The sequence below is a fragment of the Pseudomonas sp. Z4-20 genome, from assembly GCF_051131955.1.
Lineage (GTDB): Bacteria > Pseudomonadota > Gammaproteobacteria > Pseudomonadales > Pseudomonadaceae > Aquipseudomonas > Aquipseudomonas marvdashtae.
The window spans coordinates 694,389-714,825 of the sequence record NZ_CP071641.1; the positions used below are offsets into that span (position 1 = coordinate 694,389).

Genomic DNA, 20,437 nt, shown 5'->3' on the forward strand with positions numbered 1-20,437 from the left:
CTCAGACCTCGAGTGGCGTGGCGGCGCGATTGAGATCGGCCAGCGACAGATTGCGGTCGAACAGCGGCGCCAGGCTCTGGTCATGGCTGACGAACAACAGGCTCGACCCGGCTTCACGACATTCGGCGAAAAGCAGCCGCAGGAAGTTTTCCCGAGCGTCGTAGTCCAGGGCTGACGTCGGTTCGTCGGCGATCACCAGTTCCGGTTGGCCGATCAAGGCGCGGGCGGCGGCGACCCTTTGCTGCTGGCCGATGGACAGCGAGTCGGCGCGACGCTCCAGCAGGCTCGAATCGGTCAGCCCAAGGTGCGCCAGCAGCGTGGCGGCGGCCAGATCGACACTGCCGTGGCGATGGATGGCACGTTGCGCGCGCAGCTTGGAAAAGTGACAGGGCAACTCGACGTTCTCGCGCACCGAGAGAAACGGCAGCAGGTTGAACTGCTGGAAAATGTAGCCGGTGTGATCCACGCGAAAGCGGTCGCGACTGCCGGCGCCCAGCTCGGTGAGCTCCTGGCCGAGCAGGCGGATACTGCCGCGATCCGGCGTCTGCACACCGCCCAGCAGGCCCAGCAGCGTCGTTTTCCCGCTGCCGCTGGGACCTTTCAGGAACAAGGTTTCGCCGGCTTCCAGGCGAAACGCCGGGATATCCAGCAGCAGCGGATGCCCGGGCCAGCTAAAGCCCAGGTCGGACAGTTGGATGAGTGCTTGGGTCATGTTTGCCGCTTCAACAAATAATGGAGCCCTGTGGAAGCGAACATGCTCCCCACAGGGTTCTTGCAGTGAATCAGAATTTCAGGGCTGGCGCCTTGGCCGTGACCTCAACGCCTTGCTGGCCGCTCGGGCTGATCAGTTGTACCTGGATTTTCTGGGTCGCGGGGAAGGTTTTGAACAGGGTCGCCAGGTCCAGGTTCTTCAACGCGCCAGGCGCTGCGCAGGTGAATTGGTAGTGAGCGTGGATTTCGCTGTGCTCGTCGTGATGCTCGTCGCCGTCTTCATCGTGGTCTTCATGGTCCGGCTCATCGCCGAACAATGGGCTTTCCAGCTCTTGCTTGGCCACGGTGCACTTGGCGGCGGCCGGCAGGTTGAACAGCGCCAGGGGTTTTTCCAGCTGCGCCCGCACGGCGGCGACTTTGGCCTTGTCGGCGTCGCTGGTGGCGGCATGTTCGAAGCCCACCAGGTTCATCGCCGGGCTTTCCAGTTCCAGCTCCAGGGTCTGGCTGTCCAGCGCCGCGTTCAGCTGAGCGACGCCGTGTTCATGGGCGCCGAGGCTGCCGTGCTCATGGTCATGGTCGTGATCATGTTCGGCGACCGCGTGAGCGACAGCCAACGGCAGCAGGGCGAACGGCAAAGCGAGAAGCAAACGACGCATGACGAGTCTCCGGAAAAGTTATGTAATCTTATAACGAAAGTGCGCAGAGTTTGACCGTCTGCTTGGCGTCGCGCAAGGCCCATGGGAGCATGCGCAGATGAAATCTTCAGGAGCACGGTGATGTTGCGGATACGCGGAACCGTCGGCGAATGGCCGGTGGACTTGTCGATCGAAATGGATGAGGGCGACTGGGCGCAGCTCGGTGCCCAGTTGCAAGCGGTCAAATACGAAGGCGCGGCGGCACCGGCGGCCAATCCGACGGCCAAACCAGTGAACCCGGACGACACCCAGTGGCAGATCGCCCGGGAATTGCTGCGCAAGGCGGGGCAATTGAGCGGCCCGGACCTGCTGGAGCAACTCGAAGGCTTGACCGGCAGCGCTTCGGCAGGCAAGCGCCTGTTGGTGCGCCTGCGCCATAGCGCCGAGGTCAAGGTGTTGAGCGGCGGGGATACGCCGCTCTATAGCTGGGTGGGATAAAAGCAGCGAGGAGCTGCAAGCTTCAAGCTGAAATCATCTTGCCGCTCGATGCTCGATGCTTGGCGCTTGCAGCTAAGCCTTCAATACAACGCAGCGAACAGCTTGCGGCGGTAGGTCGTCACCAGCGGGTGGTCGTTGCCCAGCAGTTCGAACACTTGCAACAAGGTCTTGTGGGGAAGGCCTTCGCTGTAGCTGCGATTGCGGATGAACACTTTGAGCAGTGCGTCGAGCGCAGGTTCGTACTGCTGGCGGGCGAGTTGCTGGATCGCCAGTTGGTACACCGCCTCATCGTCCTGCGGATTTTGCGCCAGGCGCGCCTTGAGGTCGGCGGCGTCCGGCAGATCCTTGGCCAGGCCGAGGAATTGGATCTGCGCCTTGGCGCCGGCCAGGGCGGCCTTGTGTTCATCGCTTTTCACCGCGTCGAGCACCGTCTGCGCCTCGCCCAGCTCGCCGCGCTCGGTCAGGCAGCGCGCATAGAGAATCAGCGCCTTGGCGTTGGTGTTGTCTTCTTCCAAGAGCACTTTCAACAAGGCTTCAGCGTCGGCGAAGCGACCATCGTCGAACAGCGCCTGAGCCTGTTCGAACGGGTCGGCGGCGGCCGGAGGCGGCATCTGCACATGCGGCTCGAGCATCGCCCGCACCGCCGATTCCGGCTGGGCCCCGGCAAAACCGTCGACCGGTTGGCCGTCCTTGAACAGCACCACCGTCGGCAGGCTGCGAATGCCGAAGCGGGCGACGATGTCTTGCTCTGCGTCGCAATTGACCTTGGCCAGCAGCAGTTCGCCCTGATAACCCTCGGCGATACCTTGCAACATTGGCATCAACGCCTTGCACGGTGCGCACCACTCGGCCCAGAAATCCACCAGCACCGGTTTGTGGAAGGAGTTGGCGATTACCGACTGGTCGAAATCGGCGGTAGTTGCGTCGAAAATGTAGGGCGTGTCCTGGGTCATGGGAATCTCGTAGAACGCTTGAATAGCGCAACTATACGGCTTGGTGTGGGGTGGCTGAAAGGCCAGGCGCTCGCGGCGCCTGAGGTCAGCGACGGGCGTGATACAGGCTCACATGCCGAAACTCCTCGGGCTCGGCCAGGTCCGGCAAGGTCATGGCTTCGAGCATTTCGATGCGCCGGTACAACGGATGCTGGAAATCCCGCACCCGCGAGTCGGCCACCAGGGCCTCGCGGCCACGGCTGAGGAACTGGTCGAGTAACGGCAGGTTGGCGCGGTCATAGAGCACATCGGCAACCAGGATCAGGTCGAAGCGATCGGCTTCGGCGAAAAAATCCGTTGAATAATTCAGCGTGACGTCATTAAGCAGGGCGTTGGCCTTTGCGGCGGCAAGTGCCAGCGGATCCAGGTCACAGGCCACCACTTGCATCGCCCCGGCCTTGGCCGCCGCGATCCCCGCCACGCCGGAACCGGCGCCGAAATCCAGCACCCGCTTGCCCTCGACCCACTGCGGATGTTCGGCCAAGTAGCGGGCCATCGCCAGGCCGCTGGCCCAGCAGAAGCTCCAATAGGGCGGTTCGTGGAGGATGCGCCGGGTTTCTTCCGAGCTGAAGGCACGGTCCATATTGTCGCCGTCGATCAGCCATAACGTCAGGTCAGTGCCGGGTAACGGGCAAGGCACCAGGCGCGCATCGCCAAGCAACTCGCCCAAGGCGTGTTGCAGGTCGTGCGGTGCATTCATGGTGCTTTGACAAATTGCAGCACGCCCAGGGCCTGGGTGGTTGGTTGGGCAATACGTTGCTCAGGCAGATGCAGGATCAATTGGCCGGATTGGCTGGCGCGACCGCGCAGTTCCACGCGGGCGCCGACCGGGAACGCTTCGGGATTGAAACGCAAGCGGAAGGGCAGCGCCTGGTTGGTGCCGATCAGGCTGGAGCTGGCGAGCAGTTGTTGCGGCCGATCCTTGTCGTCGATCACCAGCAGCGCCAGTTCAACTTCAGCCCCGGCCGGCACGCCTTGCAAGGTGCCGCTCAACTCACGCTGATGCGCCGGCAACGGCCCCAGCTCGGTGGCCTGCCGGGCTTTTTCCTGGGCCTGTTTCGGCGCCGGGGCTGGAGCGGGCGCGGCGGGTTTGGGGGCGTCGCTGCTGCACGCCATCAGCAGGCTGAAAAAACTGAGCAAAACGAGCGATCGTAGCGGCATGTGTGGCTCCAGCAAGGTGAATTCCATGGATCTGACGGTAAGCCCGTCTGTATACCGTAAACCCTATGGCTTGTCTTGCCAGTGGGATGCGCTACCATGGCCCTCCCTTTTTTTGTTGCCTGCCACCATGCACTGTCCCTTCTGCGGTGCCAACGACACCAAGGTCATCGACTCGCGACTGGTCGCCGAAGGCGAACAAGTCCGCCGCCGCCGCGAATGCCTGGCCTGCGGCGAGCGTTTCACGACGTTCGAGACCGCTGAACTGGTGTTGCCGCGCCTGATCAAAACCGACGGCAGCCGCCAGCCGTTCGACGAAGAAAAACTTCGCGCCGGCATGCAGCGCGCCCTGGAAAAACGCCCGGTGAGCGTCGAGCGCCTGGAAGCGGCACTGGTGCACATCAAGCACAAGCTGCGCGCGACCGGCGAGCGCGAAGTCAAGTCCCTGGTAGTCGGCGAGCTGGTGATGGCCGAGCTGCAGAAGCTCGATGAAGTTGCCTACATTCGCTTTGCCTCGGTGTACCGGCGCTTTCAGGATCTCAACGAATTCCGCGAAGAAATCGACCGCCTGGCCCGCGAACCGGTGAAAGAATGACCGGCCCCGGACAGCAGGCCGTCCTCGACGCTCATTACATGGCCCGCGCCCTGGAACTGGCGCGGCGCGGGCATTACACCACCCACCCCAACCCCCGGGTCGGATGCGTGATCGTGCGGGACGGGCAGATTGTCGGCGAAGGCTGGCACATCCGCGCCGGCGAACCCCATGCCGAAGTCCATGCCCTGCGTGCCGCCGGTGACAACGCCCGGGGCGCCACCGCCTATGTGACGCTCGAGCCGTGCAGCCACCACGGGCGCACTCCGCCTTGCGCCGATGCGTTGGTCAACGCCGGCGTGAAGCGGGTCGTCGCGGCGATGCAGGACCCCAATCCGGAAGTCGCCGGCCGTGGTTTGCAGCGGCTGGTCCAGGCCGGTATCGCCACCGAAAGCGGTGTGCTGGAGGGCGAGGCGCGCAAGCTCAACGAAGGTTTCCTCAAGCGCATGGAGCAGGGCCTGCCGTTCGTGCGGGTCAAGCTCGCCATGAGCCTCGATGGCCGCACCGCCATGGAAAGCGGCGAGAGCCAGTGGATCACCGGTCCGGCCGCGCGTTCGGCGGTGCAGCGCCTGCGAGCCCAGGCCAGCGTCGTCCTGACCGGCGCCGACACGGTGCTGGCGGACAACGCCCGGCTGACCGTGCGCGCCGACGAACTCGGCTTGGATGCCGAACAAACCGCGCTGGTCATGAGCCGTCCGCCGCTGCGGGTGCTGGTCGACGGTCGCCTGCGGGTGCCGCTGGATGCAGCCTTCTTCAGGGCCGGCCCGGCGCTCGTCGCTACCTGCATGGCGGTGGAAGAACAATACGCCAACGGCCCCGAGTGCATGATCGTCGCGGGTGACGACGGCCAGGTCGATTTGCGGCGCCTGCTGGTCGAGCTGGCGAACCGTGGCGTCAACGAGGTGCTGGTGGAGGCTGGGCCACGGTTGGCGGGGGCTTTCGCCCGGCAAGGGTTGGTGGATGAGTTCCAGATTTTTATCGCCGGCAAGTTCCTCGGTTCTTCAGCGCGGCCGCTGTTGGACTGGCCGCTGGCGCAGATCAAAGACGCGCCGGAACTTAGCATCACCGAAATCCGCGCCGTGGGCGATGACTGGCGAGTCATCGCCGTCCCCGCTCCACAGGCCAGCGTATAATTCCCGGCTTTCGCGCAAGCGGCGGCCCGTTCTCGAGGAGGACTCCATGTTTACCGGCATCATCGAATCCATCGGCAGCATCCGTGCACTCACTCCCAAGGGTGGGGACGTGCGGGTCCATGTCGAAACCGGCAAGCTCGACCTGAGCGACGTCAAACTCGGCGACAGCATCGCCGTCAACGGCGTCTGCCTGACCGCCGTTGAGCTGCCGGGCAATGGTTTCCTGGCGGACGTCAGCCGGGAAACCCTCGATTGCACGGCGATGAACGATCTCAAGAGCGGCAGCCCGGTCAACCTGGAAAAAGCCCTGACCCCGACCACTCGCCTCGGCGGGCACCTGGTCAGCGGTCACGTGGACGGTGTCGGCGAAGTGGTCTCGCGCACCGATAACGCCCGTGCCGTGGAGTTTCGTATCCGCGCCCCGAAAGAACTCGCCAAGTACATCGCCCACAAAGGCTCGATCACCGTCGATGGCACCAGCCTGACGGTCAATGCGGTGGACGGCGCCGAATTCCTGCTGACGATCATTCCGCATACCCTGAGCGAAACCATCATGGCCTCGTACCGGCCGGGTCGCCGGGTCAACCTGGAAGTCGACTTGCTGGCGCGTTACCTGGAGCGCCTGTTGTTGGGCGATAAGGCCGCAGAGTCCGGCGCCTCGCAAAAAGGCGGCAACATCACCGAAAGCTTTCTGGCCGCCAACGGCTACCTCAAATCCTGACCCAAGGGGGTGCCGCGTGGCGCTCAATAGCATCGAAGAACTGGTTGAAGACATCCGCCAAGGCAAGATGGTCATCCTCATGGATGACGAAGACCGCGAGAACGAAGGCGACCTGATCATGGCCGCCGAGTGCTGCAAGGCCGAGCACATCAACTTCATGGCCAAGCACGCCCGCGGGCTGATCTGCATGCCGATGACCCGCGAGCGCTGCGAGCTGCTGAAGCTGCCGTTGATGGCGCCGCGCAACGGCTCCGGGTTCGGTACCAAGTTTACCGTGTCGATCGAGGCCGCCGAAGGCGTCACCACCGGTATCTCCGCCGCTGACCGGGCGCGAACCGTGCAAGCGGCCGCTGCTGCCGGCGCCAAGGCTGAAGACATCGTCAGTCCCGGCCACATCTTCCCGCTGATGGCCCAGGCCGGCGGCACCCTGGCCCGCGCCGGCCACACCGAAGCGGCGTGCGACCTGGCGCGCATGGCCGGTTTCGAGCCCGCCGGTGTGATCTGCGAAGTGATGAACGACGACGGCACCATGTCCCGCCGTGCGGAACTGGAAACCTTCGCCGCTGAGCACAACATCAAGATCGGCACCATCGCCGACCTGATCCACTACCGCATGATCCACGAACGTACCGTTCAGCGGATCGCCGAGCAGCCGCTGGACAGCGAACTGGGCCAGTTCAACCTGGTGACCTACCGCGATTCGGTGGAAGGCGATGTGCACATGGCGCTGACCCTGGGCACCGTGTGCGCCGAAGAGCCGACCCTGGTTCGCGTGCACAACATGGACCCGCTGCGCGACCTGTTGATGGTCAAGCAACCGGGCCGCTGGAGCCTGCGCGCCGCCATGGCCGCCGTGGCCGAGGCTGGCAGCGGCGTGGTGCTGCTGCTCGGGCACCCGCTCGACGGCGACGTGCTGCTGGCGCATATCCGCGAAACCACCGAGCAGCAACCGCTGAAAAAACCGACCACCTACAGCATCGTCGGTGCCGGTTCGCAGATCCTTCGTGACCTGGGTGTACGTAAAATGCGCCTGATGAGTGCACCGATGAAATTTAATGCGATATCCGGTTTCGATCTGGAAGTTGTAGAATACGTGCCCTCCGAATAATGGCCTGCGGATTCCGGATTGTTGTTCAGGCTTGTTAGATCCATTTGTGGCAAGCGAACGAGATGGCGGAGTCCACAGCGTTGTATTCGAGACTAATATCACTGAGGAGTGCGTATAGAACGCGCTCCGGCTCTTTAAGAGATCTGACGAATGACCCTGAAGACCATCGAAGGTACCTTCATCGCCCCCAAAGGCCGCTACGCTTTGGTAGTAGGCCGTTTCAACAGCTTTGTGGTTGAGAGCCTGGTCGACGGTGCGGTCGATGCCCTGGTTCGCCATGGCGTGAGCGAAGGCGACATCACCATCATCCGCGCGCCTGGCGCCTTCGAAATTCCGTTGGTTGCGCAGAAAGTCGCTCAAAAGGGCGAATATGCGGCGATCATCGCCCTCGGCGCGGTCATTCGTGGCGGTACTCCGCATTTCGAATACGTGGCCGGCGAATGCACCAAGGGCCTGGCCCAGGTGTCCATGGAATTTGGCGTACCGGTCGCCTTCGGCGTGCTGACCGTTGATTCCATCGAGCAAGCCATCGAACGTTCCGGCACCAAGGCCGGTAACAAAGGTGCCGAAGCTGCCCTGTCCGCCCTGGAAATGGTCAGCCTGCTGGCGCAGTTGGAGGCCAAGTGATTAGCGACGAAAGCGATCGTTTCAATCCGCGCGATCCGAAGCCGGCCGACGCCGGTAAACCTTCGAAAAGCGTCAAGCGCCGCGAAGCCCGTCAGCTCGCGACCCAGGCCCTGTACCAATGGCACATGGCAAAGCAGTCGCTGAACGAGATCGAAGCGCAGTTTCGCGTCGATAACGATTTCAGCGATGTCGATGGTGCGTACTTCCGCGAGATCCTCCATGGCGTCCCGGCGCACAAGAGCGAAATCGATATCGCCCTGGCGCCTTGCCTGGACCTGACCATCGATGAGCTGGACCCGGTTGAACTGGCCGTGTTGCGCCTGTCCACCTGGGAACTGATGCAGCGCGTCGACGTACCGTATCGCGTGGTGATCAACGAAGGGATCGAACTGGCGAAAGTCTTCGGTTCCACCGATGGCCACAAGTTCGTCAACGGCGTCCTCGACAAGCTCGCCCCGCGCCTGCGTGAAGCTGAAGTGAAGGCGTTCAAGCGCTGATTGGCGCTTGAAATCCCATGGGTGAGTTCGAGCTGATCCGTCAGTACTTCGCTGCCGCTGCGTGTGCGCAAGGCGGCGAGGGCGTTGCGCTCGGAATCGGCGACGATTGCGCCCTGCTGGCCGTTCCTCCCGGGGAACAGCTGGCGGTATCCACCGATACGCTCGTGGCCGGTGTGCATTTTCCAGACCCTTGCGACCCGTTCCTGCTCGGCCAGCGCTCGCTGGCCGTGGCGGTCAGCGACCTGGCCGCCATGGGCGCCAGTCCTCTTGCCTTTACCCTTGCCTTGACCTTGCCGACGGTGACCACCGATTGGCTGCAGGCTTATGCCTGTGGCTTGAACCAGATGGCCCAGGCCTGTGGCGTAGCGCTGGTCGGCGGCGATACCACCCGCGGGCCGTTGAGCCTGACCCTGACCGTGCTCGGTCGCGTACCGTCCGGCCAGGCCTTGATCCGCAGCGGCGCGCAGCCCGGCGATCTGCTCTGCGTCGGCGGTGACCTGGGCAATGCCGCTGGCGCGTTGCCGCTGGTTCTTGGCGAGCGTAGCGCCGAGCCTGCTGTTGCCGAGCCGCTGCTGGCACATTACTGGTCACCGCGACCGCAGATCGACTTGGGCCTTGCGCTGCGAGGCAAGGCCGGCGCGGCGATGGATATTTCCGATGGCCTGCTGGCCGACTGTGGGCATATCTCATTGGCGTCCGGCGTGGCACTGACGGTTGAACGGGACCGCTTGCCGCTGTCCATGCCGCTGGTGACGCTGCTTGGCCAATCGGGCGCAGAACACGCCGCCCTGAGCGGTGGCGACGATTACGTGTTGCTGTTCACATTGCCGCCGGTCCGATTGTCGGCACTCCTGGCCGAAGGCTGGCCGATCCATGTGGTCGGCAATGTCACGGCGGGGCAGGGCGTCATGCTGCTCGACAGCCTTGGACAGGACATCACCCCGCCAATCCGGGGCTATCAACATTTTCGGGAGACACCGTGACAGATCATCCCAACCAGGTTCCAGCAGAATTCGTTCCGCCCTCGGTCTGGCGTAATCCTTGGCATTTCCTGGCGTTTGGCTTCGGTTCGGGCACGTTGCCGAAAGCGCCAGGCACATGGGGTTCGCTGGTTGCGCTACCCTTCATACCGTTGTGGCAGATGTTGCCCGATTGGGGCTACTGGCTGATGCTCGGCATCACCATGCTGTTCGGCTTCTGGCTGTGCGGCAAAGTGGCGGATGATTTGCGGGTGCACGACCATGAAGGCATCGTCTGGGACGAGATGGTCGGCATGTGGATTACCCTGTGGCTGGTGCCGGAAGGCTGGTACTGGTTGTTGACGGGTTTCCTGGTGTTCCGCTTCTTCGATATCCTCAAGCCGTGGCCGATCCGCTGGATCGATCGCAAGGTACACGGCGGGGTAGGCATCATGCTCGACGACGTACTGGCCGGCGTCTTCGCCTGGCTGGCAATGCAAGGGTTGGTGTGGTGTTTCACCTGAGGGGTCCAGGCATGGGCGTAAGCCGCGCACTTCTGCTGTTGCTGTGTTTTGGAGCCTTGCTCGGCTTTCGGGTGGCCGAGTCGGCGCCCTTGCCCGGCGAGATCCGCGCCGCCAGCGAAGAGTGGGCCGATTACACCCAGGCAGACGGCCAAGGCATGGCATGGGACATTCTGCGCGAGGTGTTCGAACCCGAGGGCGTCAAGCTGAAGACCCGAAGTGTCCCCTACACACGTTCAATCGGCTTGGTGGAGCGCGCCGACGCCGATGTCCAGGTCGGTGCCTATCGCGATGAGACCGAGGGATTGCTGTACCCCCGTTGGCACTACGACGTTGATCACATCTATGCCTTGGGCCTGGCCTCCAAACCCTCTCCCTCATTGGCGACCATCGGTGACTACCGGCTTGTGTGGATGCGCGGCTACGAATACGACCGCTATCTGCCTAACATCCGCCGTTTCAATGAAATCCACCGCTCTGTCGGCATCCTGCCGATGCTCGTCCATGATCGCGCCGATTTTTATATCGATGCATTGATGGAGATCCAGGATGTGCTTTCCAAGGCCGATGATCCCAAGCAATACAAGCTTTCCCCGCTGATCAACCTGCCGCTGTACCTGGGCTTTGCCAACACCGAAAACGGCCGTGCGTTGCGTGCACTGTTTGACCGGCGCATGGATGTACTGGTGAAAAACGGCGAGTTGAAACCGATTTTCGAACGCTGGAAGCAACCCTATCCCTTCGACGAGCACGGTAAACCACCGAAGCTGTGATCAAACTTTTTGATGTTTATGGCCGATAATTCAGCCTAAGCGTCTGCGGGAGCCTGCTGTTACAATGCCCGCCTCTGCGAAACTTCAGTACTAGATCAGGAGCACACCGGTGCCTGTCGTTTTTGTTGCCGCTTCCAAGCTGCCAACGCCCTTTGCGCAATTCACCATGCATGGTTTTCTCGATGAAACCACCGGTCGCGAGCACGTCGTGCTCAGCCTGGGGGATTTCGCCGACGGTGCTCCGGTACTCGGTCGCCTGCACTCCGAATGCCTGACGGGCGATGCGTTGTTCAGCCAGCGCTGCGACTGCGGCTCGCAACTCGAAGCCGCGCTGCAGGCCATTGCCCGCGAAGGCCGTGGCGTGCTGTTGTACCTGCGCCAGGAAGGACGCGGCATTGGCTTGCTGAACAAGATCCGCGCCTATGAACTGCAAGATGGCGGCGCCGATACCGTGGAAGCCAACGAACGCCTGGGGTTTGCCGCCGACATGCGCGACTACAGCATTTGCCAGCCAATGCTCGAACATCTGGGTATCAAGTCGTTGCGGTTGATGACCAATAATCCGCGCAAGGTCAAGGCATTGACCGACATGGGCATCGTGGTGGCCGAGCGCGTGCCGTTGCACACCGGGCATAACCCGCATAACAAACTGTACCTGGCGACCAAGGCCAGCAAGCTCGACCACATGATGGGCAACGAGCACCAGGGCGAGGTTGACCGGGCGTGACGCGCGGTCAGGTTCGGCGGCGGCTGTCCGTCAGTTGGTGGCAATACTTGGCGCTGGCCTTGCTGCCGCTGTTCGTGATCAACGCGGTGTTTGGCCAGGGCGAAGCGATTCTGCCGGTGCTGGCGATGCCATTGTTCATCGCCGGCGTGGCGTCGATGTTTGTCAGCCTGCGGTTTTTCGGTGGCTATAAAAACGCCCTGATCGCCACGCAAAAATCCCTCGATACACCGGAAGAGCCTCAGGCCTGGATCACCCTCGCGGCCCGGCGTCGCGCAGCCTTCCTGGCCGCCGGCTTGCCGGCCTGGATTGGCGCATTGGCAGTATTCGTCGGTCTGGAAGCGGTGCCGCTGATGCTTTTGGCGCTGTCCACCGCCGTACTGTTCTACCTGTATCGCATTCCGCGCCAGCTCGGCTGATGCGCCTCTGGCTGGCGGTCCTGCTGCTGGCCGCCAGCGCGTCGACGGCGGCGGCTTCCCGGGTCGTCAGCCTGGCGCCGTCGCTGTCTGAAATCGTCGTCGAACTGGGTTCTACCGACTTGTTGGTGGGCGTGCTGGACGGCGGCGATCGCCCACCGGCCCTGAAAGACCTGCCTTCGGTGGGGCGTTACGGGCAACTGGATATGGAGCGCTTGCTCAGCCTCAAGCCTGATCTGCTCCTGCTCTGGCCTGGCAGTGTCGGCCCGGCCCAGCGCGAACAGCTCAAGGGTTTGCAGATCCCTGCCTATGTCGCCGAACCCCGCAGTCTCGACCAACTTATCACGCAAATCGAAGAAATTGCCCAGATACTCGGCCGCCCGGAACGGGGCGCCCAGCGAACCGCGCAACTGCGCGTGCGTCTTGAGGCACTGCGCCTGCGCTATCGGCGAGACACGCCATTGCCGGTGTTCTATCAGGTCTGGGACCGGCCGTTGTACACCGTGGGTGGCGGGCAGATCATCAGCGATGCGCTGGCCACTTGCGGTGCACACAACGTATTTGCCGACCAGGATCTGCCGGCGCCGCAGGTGAGCGTGGAATCGGTGTTGCAGCGTAAGCCGCAAATGATCCTGGCCACGGACCAGGCGCAGCTCGATGCCTGGAAGGCCTGGCCGGTGGCGCAGGGGCGGTTGTTGCTGGTCACTGACAAGGGATTGGAGCGGCCCAGCGGGCAGATGATCGAAGCCGTTGCCCGGTTGTGTGAGCTGATCGCGCCGGACCGGTAGGCCGCGACGTCGTCATCGCCGTGCGCGGGGTTGCGATCAAAGGGCCGGCGTCCACGTCACCCCGAACAACCAGGTCCGCCGCTCTTCACGATAACCATATTGTGCTCCGTCGTGGCTATACAGCGCCCGGCTGTAATCCTTGCCCAGCAGGTTATCCACTTTCATTTCCAGCTTCAGTTCCCGAGTCCAGGCCCAACTTGTGCGCAACCCGAGCAGGGTATAGCCGCCCAAGGCATTGCGGTTGTTTTCATCATCGTAGCTGCCGCTCACCGCTTGCCAGCTTGCGCCCAGGCCCAGGCGATCGAATTGCCGGTCCAGATCCAGGCTCAAGGTTCGGCGGGCGCGGCGGGCGAGGGTGTGGCCGCTGTCACGATCGCGCGGATCGATAATGGCCAGGCCCAGGTTGCCCTGCCAGCCGAACAACTCCTGTCGCAAGGCCGCTTCGAACCCGTTGATCCGTGCTGAGGCAACGTTCTGCGGACGCGAGTTGCTGCCAAAGATGATCGCGTCTTCCAGATCGGTGCGGTACAACGACGTTTCCAGGCGGGCGCTGTCGCTCAGTTGGCTACGCCATTGCAGCTCATAACTCTTGGCGGTTTCGGGCGCAAGGTCTGGGTTGCTGAAGTCCGGGTAGTACAGGTCGTTGAAGGTCGGCGCGCGGAAGCTTTCGCTGTAGGTCAGCAGCAGATCGTTGTCCGGGTTCATCGGTAGGGTGAGGGTGCCGCTCCAACTATTCTGACCACCAAATTGCTGGTTCTGGTCGCGGCGCAGACCCAGTTCGGTGGAGAATTGTTCGCCTTGGAAGCGATGCTGGATAAAGGCCGCGCGGTTCCAGCGGCTGTCTTCGTCGAACGGCGTGCTGCTGTTGACGCGGTCTTGATACCAGTCGCCGCCGACGACCAGGCTGTTGCGCTCGTCCAGCGTCACGTCGTTCTGCCAGGTCAGGGAATCACGGTAGGTGTTGAAGGTTTCGCGTACATCGCTGAGCTTGTCGAAGGTTTTCTCCCGGTTCTCGCTGTGGCCGAGCTCGAGGCGCGATTTCCAGCCGTTGTTGATCCGTCCATCCACATAGCCGCTGAAACTGCTCACTGCAAATTCACTGTAGGGCTGTTGGGGCAGGGACGCGAAGGTGTTGGGGTCGAAACGGCCGAACGGATTGTCGTATTCGCTTTTGCCACGGCTATCCAGCAGGTTCAGGCCCACTTCCAGCTCGTCGCTGGGCGCATGACTCAGGCTCAGGCTGAAGGACTGGTTGCGGTTGGCATCGGCGTCTCGGTCGCTGGCGTAGGATGCGTGCGTGCGATTGCTCCCCTCGGTTTCGTCCAGGCTCGCACCGAGGTTGAAACGAGTCTGCTGGTCACCGCCGGACAGGCCGAGGCTGCGTTCCCACGTCTGCTGGCTGCCAGCACCCAGGTGCAAGCGCGGTTGCAGGCCTTGGTCGTTGCTGCGTCGAGTGAAAATCTGAATGACACCGCCCACCGCATCGGCGCCGTAGATCACCGAGCGCGAACCGCGCAGTACTTCCACGCGTTCGATCTGATTGATGTTCAGGCGCTGCAGGTTGCTGTCGCCGGACGTGGCGTTGCCGATACGCTGGCCATCCACCAGCACCAGGCTCTGGGCCGATTTGGTGCCGCGAATGTAAATCCCCGGCAGGCTGCCGCGTCCGCCCAGTGGCGCCACCTGCACGCCCGGTACGCGGCTGAGCAGCTCGGTGACGCTGGCGGGTTGCAGGCGTTCGATGTCGTCGCGGGTGAAGACGGTATTGGCGGCGCTGCTGTCGTTGCGGGCTTCGACCTGGCGGTTGGCGCTGATCACGATGTCGGGCAGCTTCAGGGCCTGGTCGCGGTCGAAGGTGTCGGCCAGCAGGTCAGGGGCGGGGAGTAGGGAAAGCGTGAGGGCGAAGCGCAGTTTCATGGCATTTCCGAGAAGATCAGAACTGCTGCGGGAGCGAGCATCGTCGTCCCCCGCAGAGTTTGTATCGGCTGACCTTACAAGCCCAGCAACTGCAACCGCAGACGCACCGATGCTTCGATCCCGGCTTCGTCCAGCCCGCATTCGGCCAGCATCTGCGCAGGCTTTGCATGCTCGACATAGGTGTCCGGCAGGCCCAGGTGCAGCACGGGTTTGAGGATGTTTTCCCTGGCCAGGTATTCGCTCACCGCCGAGCCGGCGCCGCCCATGATGGCGTTCTCCTCAATGGTCACCAGCAGCTCGTGGCTGCCGGCCATTTCCCGTACCAGGGCTTCGTCCAGGGGTTTGACGAAACGCATGTCCACCACGGTGGCATCGAGTTTTTCCGCGACTTTAAGCGACTCGGCCAATTGCACGCCGAACACCAGCAGGGCGGTTTGCTTGCCTTGGCGACGGATCACGCCCTTGCCGATCTCGATCGGCTCCAGGTCAGTTTCGATCGTGGCGTTCGGGCCATTGCCGCGAGGGTAGCGCACCGCCGCGGGACCATTGAACAGGTGGCCGGTGGTGAGCATTTTTCGCAATTCGTTTTCATCGCTCGGCGTCATGACCAACATGCCGGGGATGCAGCGCAGGTAAGACAAATCGAAACTGCCGGCGTGGGTCGGACCGTCTTCGCCGACCAGGCCCGCGCGGTCGATGGCGAACAGCACATCGAGGTTCTGCACGGCCACGTCATGCACCAGTTGGTCGTAAGCCCGTTGCAGGAAGGTCGAATAAATCGCCACCACCGGTTTCGCGCCTTCGCAGGCCATGCCGGCGGCAAAGGTCACGGCGTGCTGCTCGGCAATCGCCACGTCGAAATAGCGTTGCGGGTAGCGTTCGCTGAAGGCCACCAGGTCCGAGCCTTCCTTCATCGCCGGGGTGATGCCCACCAGGCGCGGATCGGCGGCGGCCATGTCGCACAGCCATTGGCCGAACACGCCGGAATACTTCGGTCCGCCAGCCTTTTTCGGCGCGGCGGCCGGGGCATCGAGCGGTTCGAGCTTGGTGATGGCGTGGTAGCCGATCGGATCGATTTCCGCCGGGGCGAAACCCTTGCCCTTCTTGGTCACTACGTGCAGGAATTGCGGGCCCTTGAGATCGCGCATGTTGCGCAGCGTGGCGATCAGCGTCGGCAAATCGTGGCCGTCGATGGGGCCGATGTAGTTCCAGCCCAACTCTTCGAACAGCGTGCCGGGGACCAGCATGCCCTTGGCGTATTCTTCGGTGCGCCGGGCGATTTCCCAGGCGCCGGGCAGGCGCGACAACACCTTCTTGCTGCCCTCGCGCATGCTCGCGTAGGTACGGCTGGAAAGGATCTTCGCCAAGTAGTTGGACAGCCCGCCGACGTTGCGCGAGATCGACATGTCGTTGTCGTTGAGGATCACCAGCATGTTGGCGTTGACTTCGGGAGCATGGTTAAGCGCCTCGAACGCCATGCCCGCGGTCAGTGCACCGTCGCCGATCACGGCAATCGCCTTGCGCTCGCTGTCCTGCAGGCGGGCGGCAATCGCCATGCCCAGGGCGGCGCTGATGGAAGTGCTGGAATGGCCGACGCCAAAGGTGTCGTATTCGCTCTCGGAACGGCGCGGAAAGGCCGCGATCCCGTCTTTCTGGCGCAGCGTGCCCATGCGGTCGCGACGATCGGTGAGGATTTTGTGCGGATACGCCTGATGCCCAACGTCCCACACCAGCCGGTCGTCCGGGGTGTCGAAGACGTAATGCAGCGCGATGGTCAGCTCGATGACGCCCAGGCCCGCGCCGAAATGCCCACCGGTCTGGCCGACCGTGTAGAGCAATTCCAGGCGCAACTCATCGGCCAGGGTTTCCAGCTCGGCTTCACCCAGGCGACGCAGGCCGTCCGGCGTGTTGGCGCGGTCCAGCAGTGGCGTGCTCGGGCGTGTGCGGGGAATCTCTTGGAACGTCGTGGGCATCAGGCGAATCGTTATAGGTATAGAAAGAGGCGGCAGTTTACCTTATGCATCGCAAGCTGCCCACGCGTTGGCCGGAACTTGGCCGATACGCACTATGAATGGTTGACCCTGTATCAGCTGCGTCGTTCGACGATATAACGCGCCAGCTCGCGCAGCGGCTCGGCCGCCGCGTCAAACGGTCGCAGCGCGGCCAAGGCCTGGTCACGCAGCTCCAGCGCATAGGCCTTGGCGGCATCGAGGCCAAGCAAGGCCGGGTAGGTCGGCTTGTCCCGTGCGATGTCGGCGCCCTGGCGCTTGCCCAGTGTCTGGGTATCGCTTTCGACGTCGAGGATATCGTCCTGCACCTGGAACGCCAGGCCGATGGCCCGGGCATAGGTTTGCAAGGCTTGCAGTTGTTCAACCGTTGCCCGGCCACTGGCCAACGCGCCGAGCCGGACGCTGGCTTCGATCAGGGCGCCGGTCTTGTGCCGGTGCATGTATTCCAGGGCGCTCTGGTCCAGCTTCAGGCCCACCGAGCCGAGGTCGATGGCCTGACCGCCGACCATTCCGGCCGGGCCGGCGGCCAGTGCCAGGGCGCTGACCATGTCCAGGCGAACCTGTGCCGGGCACTCGCTCAGGGCCGGGTCCAGCAGGGCGCTGAAGGCCAAGCTCTGCAAACCGTCGCCGGCCAGGATCGCGCAGGCTTCGTCGAATTGTTTATGGGTGGTTGGCTGGCCGCGACGCAGATCGTCATCGTCCATGGCCGGCAGGTCGTCGTGCACCAGCGAATACGCGTGGATCAGCTCAACCGCGCAGGCGGCGCCGTTGGCCTGCTCGGCCTCGCCGCCAAGGGCTTCGCACGCGGCGTAGGCCAACAGCGGTCGCACCCGCTTGCCGCCGTTCATCACGCTGTAGCGCATGGCTTCGTACAGTCGCGCCAGTTCCGGGCTCGGGGCGCTGAACAAGGTGTCCAGCGCGGCATTGACCCGGGCTTGGCTGCTGGCCTGATAGGCGCCGATCATTCAGGCTGTTCCGCGTCAAAAGGCTCTTCGGTCAGCTCCCCGTCGCGTTCGAGCAGCAGTTGCACTTTCTGCTCGGCCTGGGCCAGCGCCGCCTGGCAGTCGCGAGTCAAGCCGATACCCTGTTCAAAAGCGGTCAGCGAGTCTTCCAGCGACAATTCGCCGTTCTCCAACCGCTCGACCAGCGTTTGCAGGTCGGCCAGAGATTGTTCGAAATCCAGTGCAGCTTTTTTGCGGGCCATGGCGGCTATTCCGGTTGACTGTTAAACCGGCGCGACACTAGCAGACATGGGGTTTTGGGGCAAATCAGGGTGGGGCTAACGCCGGCGATGATCCATTGCTTTTGTGGCGAGGGAGCTTGCTCCCGCTGGGCTGCAAAGCAGACCCAAACCTGCGAAGACTCATCCAGACTTTCAGACTTTCGACTGCTGCGCAATCGAGCGGGAGCAAGCTCCCTCGCCACGGGTGTTCAGTCAGCGGGATAGTTGATTCGATACCGGGTACTGCGCCCGCCGCCGGGCATCCTCTCCAGGCAGCCTTTTTCCAGCAGCTCCGCCAAGTGTCGCGTGGCCGTCGCCTTTGAGACCTTGGCTACGGCTTGATATTGAGCGGCGTTGATCCCCTGCTCGAAGCCCTTCTCACCGCCATCGAGCAAGCGGTTCAGGACCTTGATCTGCTCCGGGGTGAAGGCTGAGGCGCGATGGGCCTGCCAGAACCGCGTCTTGCCCAGCACGCTTTCGATCTGCGCCATCGCTGTGTGCAGGCTGCGCAACAGCGTTTGCAGAAACCAGGTCAGCCAAGCGGTGATATCCAGCGTGGCTTTCTGGCTGCTTTCCAAGACTCGATAATAACCGGCGCGGTCTTCCAGGATGCTCACGGACATGGCATAGAAACGGATCGCCTGGGCCTCGCCCTGGGCCAGCGCCAAGTCGGTGAGCGTGCGAGTCAAGCGACCATTGCCATCGTCGAAGGGATGTAGGGTGACAAACCAGAAATGAGCGATACCGGCGCGTAGCAACGGATCGAGGCCGGCCTGATGACGGCTGGCCTCGAACCAGTCGACAAAGGTCTGTAAATGTCGCTCAAGCCCCTGGCGAGGCGGTGCTTCGAAGTGAACGGTTGGGCGGTCCAGCCTGCCCGAGACCACTTGCATCGGTTCGTCACCGCGCAGCGTACCCACGCGCATCTGCCGATGGGCAAAGTCACTGGTTTGGTCAGGAAACAACCAATTGTGCCATTCCAGCAAGCGCTCGACAGTCAGCGGCTGGTTGAAGTGCCGGGTCGCGTCCAGCAAGAGGTTTGCCAAGCCTTCGCTGCGTTGGCTGGCCGGATGGTCGTCGCCTTGTTCCAGACCGAGGCGGCGCGCCAGGGACGAGCGCACCGAGCCGACATTCAATTGCTCTCCTTCGATAGCCGAAGAGGTCACGATGTTTTGCAGCAGTGCGTCCAGCTCATTCTGGGCGCTGAGCGAAGCCGTGACCGCGCCTGTCATGCCGAGCAGTTGGCCTTGGGCCTGCACGCATACGCGCAGCAGCGGTGCCAGTGCTTCGGATTGCCAGCGGAAGTTTGGCCAGTCGGGATGCTGCCAGATCCAGTAGGGTTCCATGAGCCTGTCCAAAGAGCGATGAGCCGAATAATAGCGCTATTCGGCTCATCCAGTGAGCCGAATAAATCCTCTATTCGGCTCACGCACGCTTCAGTCCGTGATTTCCCACACAGAATCGCGCGTTGCCTGATTGTGAAAAATCCGTCAAATGGCTACTCTTCGCGCCATCTACGGCCCCGTGCGACGGGGCCTCCAGACGAAACCCGAATAATGACAATCAGCGCCTGGGAAGGGCGCCGGGTTGCGTCGTGCATGGCAGGAGGCATACGTGCGTTTTCTTTCTCTATTGATCGTGTTGCTCGGTGCGCCGCTGGCGTGGGCCGCGCCTTCGGCTGAGTTGTCGGAGCCGGTCGGCGGCTGGCGCTACAGCGGCTTGCTCGATCGCACGGAAAACCCGCAAGTCGCCTACCCCACGCCGCCCATCGACCGCGGCGTGCAGCGCAATCGCACGATGATCGAGGGCCGGATCAAAGACATGGGCACCGCGCGCCAGCCCCACAGTCTGGCGGTGAATGGCAATCCGCTGAATCTCTATACCGACGACGAGGGGCGTTTTGCCCGGCCGTATGCGTTCGGCGCCGGCTCCAACAGCGTTGAAGTACGTAGCTCCGAAGGCCAGTCCCTCAAACGCGTGCAATTCTATGAAGCCAACAACCTGCGCACCCCGGCGCAGATCCGCGTGGTGCTGGGCTGGGACGATCCGAACGCCGAGCTCGACCTGCATATCGTCACACCCGACGGCCAACATGCCTTTTTCGGCCAGCCGGCGCTGAGCAATGGCGGCGGCCTCGACCCGGACGGTGTCGATGGCCCCGGCCCCGAGATGTTCACCATGACCGCGCCGATGCACGGCACTTATCTGGTCTACGTGAACTATTGGGGCAACTACGGCAGCGGCGGCTACAACTTCGATGAAACCAGCAACCAGAACGAGGTGATCACCTCGCAGATCAACCTGGTGCTCAACGAAAACACCGTCGATGAAAAACGCGAGACCTTTGTCGTGCCCCTGCGCGCCATTGGCGATCTGTTGCTGGTCAAGACTTTCAATTACTAAGTATCCGCTCCACGGATGAACAGGCCCTAGTGA

Annotated in this window: 24 protein-coding genes; 14 read left to right on the forward strand and 10 right to left on the reverse strand. The window is 62.9% G+C overall.

Features of this window, described 5'->3' with window-relative positions:
- Position 1: 1 nt before the first annotated feature.
- Together J3P82_RS03345 and J3P82_RS03350 are read right to left on the reverse strand one after the other, a co-directional pair.
- Entirely contained in the window at positions 2-712 is a 711-nt protein-coding gene (locus J3P82_RS03345; RefSeq protein ID WP_434560680.1) for an ABC transporter ATP-binding protein, read from the reverse strand.
- 70 nt (positions 713-782) lie between these two features.
- Positions 783-1,367 (reverse strand): DUF2796 domain-containing protein, encoded by a 585-nt coding sequence (locus J3P82_RS03350; RefSeq protein ID WP_434560682.1) that lies wholly within the window; start codon positions 1,365-1,367, stop codon positions 783-785.
- 120 nt (positions 1,368-1,487) lie between these two features.
- Between J3P82_RS03350 and J3P82_RS03355 the strand changes: the two genes are divergently transcribed.
- Complete coding sequence (locus J3P82_RS03355; protein ID WP_434560684.1) at positions 1,488-1,844, forward strand: hypothetical protein; 357 nt, start codon at positions 1,488-1,490, stop codon at positions 1,842-1,844.
- 80 nt (positions 1,845-1,924) lie between these two features.
- Here the strand turns inward: J3P82_RS03355 and trxA are convergent, their stop codons facing one another.
- The 3 genes from trxA to J3P82_RS03370 all read right to left on the reverse strand — a co-directional run bounded on the left by trxA (position 1,925) and on the right by J3P82_RS03370 (position 3,997).
- A complete protein-coding gene (gene trxA, locus J3P82_RS03360; protein ID WP_434560686.1) occupies positions 1,925-2,797 on the reverse strand; it encodes a thioredoxin in 873 nt (290 codons plus the stop codon).
- Between the two features lie 85 nt (positions 2,798-2,882).
- Complete coding sequence (locus tag J3P82_RS03365; protein ID WP_434560688.1) at positions 2,883-3,536, reverse strand: class I SAM-dependent methyltransferase; 654 nt, start codon at positions 3,534-3,536, stop codon at positions 2,883-2,885.
- Positions 3,533-3,997, reverse strand: coding sequence for a YbaY family lipoprotein (locus J3P82_RS03370; RefSeq protein WP_434560690.1), 465 nt, complete (start codon positions 3,995-3,997; stop codon positions 3,533-3,535). Before J3P82_RS03370 ends, J3P82_RS03365 begins: the two co-directional genes overlap by 4 nt.
- 127 nt (positions 3,998-4,124) lie before the next feature.
- Between J3P82_RS03370 and nrdR the strand changes: the two genes are divergently transcribed.
- From nrdR to J3P82_RS03430, 12 genes are all read left to right on the forward strand, one after another.
- Entirely contained in the window at positions 4,125-4,589 is a 465-nt protein-coding gene (nrdR, locus tag J3P82_RS03375; protein WP_013694316.1) for a transcriptional regulator NrdR, read from the forward strand.
- On the forward strand, positions 4,586-5,719 hold the full coding sequence (gene ribD, locus J3P82_RS03380; protein WP_434560692.1) for a bifunctional diaminohydroxyphosphoribosylaminopyrimidine deaminase/5-amino-6-(5-phosphoribosylamino)uracil reductase RibD: 1,134 nt from the start codon (positions 4,586-4,588) through the stop codon (positions 5,717-5,719). Before nrdR ends, ribD begins: the two co-directional genes overlap by 4 nt.
- Positions 5,720-5,765: 46 nt before the next feature.
- On the forward strand, positions 5,766-6,440 hold the full coding sequence (locus J3P82_RS03385) for a riboflavin synthase (RefSeq protein ID WP_434560694.1): 675 nt from the start codon (positions 5,766-5,768) through the stop codon (positions 6,438-6,440).
- 16 nt (positions 6,441-6,456) lie between these two features.
- Complete coding sequence (gene ribBA, locus J3P82_RS03390) at positions 6,457-7,548, forward strand: bifunctional 3,4-dihydroxy-2-butanone-4-phosphate synthase/GTP cyclohydrolase II (RefSeq protein WP_434560696.1); 1,092 nt, start codon at positions 6,457-6,459, stop codon at positions 7,546-7,548.
- A gap of 150 nt (positions 7,549-7,698) precedes the next feature.
- Positions 7,699-8,175, forward strand: a complete 477-nt coding sequence (gene ribH / locus J3P82_RS03395) for a 6,7-dimethyl-8-ribityllumazine synthase (protein ID WP_181288414.1) — start codon at positions 7,699-7,701, stop codon at positions 8,173-8,175.
- The gene (nusB, locus tag J3P82_RS03400) at positions 8,172-8,672 is read left to right on the forward strand and encodes a transcription antitermination factor NusB (protein ID WP_434560698.1); all 501 of its coding nucleotides are present in this window, start codon (positions 8,172-8,174) and stop codon (positions 8,670-8,672) included. The genes ribH and nusB overlap by 4 nt, the downstream gene beginning before the upstream one ends.
- 17 nt (positions 8,673-8,689) lie before the next feature.
- Entirely contained in the window at positions 8,690-9,655 is a 966-nt protein-coding gene (gene thiL / locus J3P82_RS03405; RefSeq protein WP_434560700.1) for a thiamine-phosphate kinase, read from the forward strand.
- Positions 9,652-10,155, forward strand: a complete 504-nt coding sequence (locus J3P82_RS03410; protein WP_434560702.1) for a phosphatidylglycerophosphatase A family protein — start codon at positions 9,652-9,654, stop codon at positions 10,153-10,155. Before thiL ends, J3P82_RS03410 begins: the two co-directional genes overlap by 4 nt.
- 11 nt (positions 10,156-10,166) lie before the next feature.
- Positions 10,167-10,925: a substrate-binding periplasmic protein gene (locus J3P82_RS03415; RefSeq protein ID WP_434560704.1), complete on the forward strand. Its 759-nt coding sequence runs from the start codon at positions 10,167-10,169 to the stop codon at positions 10,923-10,925.
- A gap of 109 nt (positions 10,926-11,034) precedes the next feature.
- On the forward strand, positions 11,035-11,652 hold the full coding sequence (gene ribA, locus J3P82_RS03420; protein WP_186614576.1) for a GTP cyclohydrolase II: 618 nt from the start codon (positions 11,035-11,037) through the stop codon (positions 11,650-11,652).
- Positions 11,649-12,068 carry an MFS transporter gene (locus J3P82_RS03425; RefSeq protein ID WP_434560706.1) on the forward strand — a complete coding sequence of 140 codons (420 nt, stop codon included), beginning with the start codon at positions 11,649-11,651 and terminating at the stop codon, positions 12,066-12,068. The genes ribA and J3P82_RS03425 overlap by 4 nt, the downstream gene beginning before the upstream one ends.
- A complete protein-coding gene (locus J3P82_RS03430; protein ID WP_434560708.1) occupies positions 12,068-12,853 on the forward strand; it encodes a cobalamin-binding protein in 786 nt (261 codons plus the stop codon). Before J3P82_RS03425 ends, J3P82_RS03430 begins: the two co-directional genes overlap by 1 nt.
- 36 nt (positions 12,854-12,889) lie before the next feature.
- Here the strand turns inward: J3P82_RS03430 and J3P82_RS03435 are convergent, their stop codons facing one another.
- The 5 genes from J3P82_RS03435 to J3P82_RS03455 all read right to left on the reverse strand — a co-directional run bounded on the left by J3P82_RS03435 (position 12,890) and on the right by J3P82_RS03455 (position 19,347).
- Entirely contained in the window at positions 12,890-14,770 is a 1,881-nt protein-coding gene (locus tag J3P82_RS03435) for a TonB-dependent receptor domain-containing protein (protein ID WP_434560710.1), read from the reverse strand.
- A 74-nt stretch (positions 14,771-14,844) separates the two neighbouring features.
- A complete protein-coding gene (gene dxs / locus J3P82_RS03440) occupies positions 14,845-16,743 on the reverse strand; it encodes a 1-deoxy-D-xylulose-5-phosphate synthase (RefSeq protein WP_434560712.1) in 1,899 nt (632 codons plus the stop codon).
- A 113-nt stretch (positions 16,744-16,856) separates the two neighbouring features.
- Positions 16,857-17,744 (reverse strand): (2E,6E)-farnesyl diphosphate synthase, encoded by an 888-nt coding sequence (gene ispA / locus J3P82_RS03445; protein ID WP_434560714.1) that lies wholly within the window; start codon positions 17,742-17,744, stop codon positions 16,857-16,859.
- The gene (locus J3P82_RS03450) at positions 17,741-17,983 is read right to left on the reverse strand and encodes an exodeoxyribonuclease VII small subunit (RefSeq protein ID WP_003185917.1); all 243 of its coding nucleotides are present in this window, start codon (positions 17,981-17,983) and stop codon (positions 17,741-17,743) included. Before J3P82_RS03450 ends, ispA begins: the two co-directional genes overlap by 4 nt.
- A 227-nt stretch (positions 17,984-18,210) precedes the next feature.
- Entirely contained in the window at positions 18,211-19,347 is a 1,137-nt protein-coding gene (locus J3P82_RS03455; RefSeq protein ID WP_434560716.1) for a Fic family protein, read from the reverse strand.
- Between the two features lie 268 nt (positions 19,348-19,615).
- Here J3P82_RS03455 and J3P82_RS03460 point away from each other — a divergent pair, with 268 nt between their 5' ends.
- Positions 19,616-20,404 (forward strand): YfaP family protein, encoded by a 789-nt coding sequence (locus J3P82_RS03460; protein WP_434560718.1) that lies wholly within the window; start codon positions 19,616-19,618, stop codon positions 20,402-20,404.
- Positions 20,405-20,437 lie beyond the last annotated feature (33 nt).